At 68.5% G+C, this 368-nt stretch carries 1 tRNA gene; it reads right to left on the reverse strand.

Going from position 1 to position 368, the window contains the following annotated elements:
• Positions 1-81 precede the first annotated feature (81 nt).
• Positions 82-155 (reverse strand) — tRNA-Lys (locus UK12_RS33660).
• Between the last annotated feature and the right edge of the window lie 213 nt (positions 156-368).

Here is a 368-nt window from a genome sequence, read left to right on the forward strand (position 1 = left end):
CCCGGAACTTCCACGGCTACTTCGGCTGAGCCGCAACGACCGAAGCCCCCTCGCTGCTGCGAAGCGCCTTCGGTCTGTCGGTGCGCCGCCAGGGACTCGAACCCCGGACCGCCTGAATAAGAGCCAGCTGCACTAACTAACTGAGCTAGCGGCGCCTGCTGACGACGAGAACATTACCTGGTCAGCGGCCGAACTCTCCAATAGGCCCGACGCGCCCCGCCTGCCCGGAGGCGCCCGACCCGAGACACCCCCCCGGCCGCGTCCGTCTCGAAGATCGATGCCGGCAGCGCCGTCGTCCTCGCCTCTCGGCCGGCGGCCGGTCTGCAACGTGACGCGGACTTGAGATCAACCGCGAATCCCGGCTGGAC

Origin of the sequence: Saccharothrix sp. ST-888 (assembly GCF_000955975.1) — a bacterium.
GTDB lineage: Bacteria > Actinomycetota > Actinomycetes > Streptomycetales > Streptomycetaceae > Kitasatospora.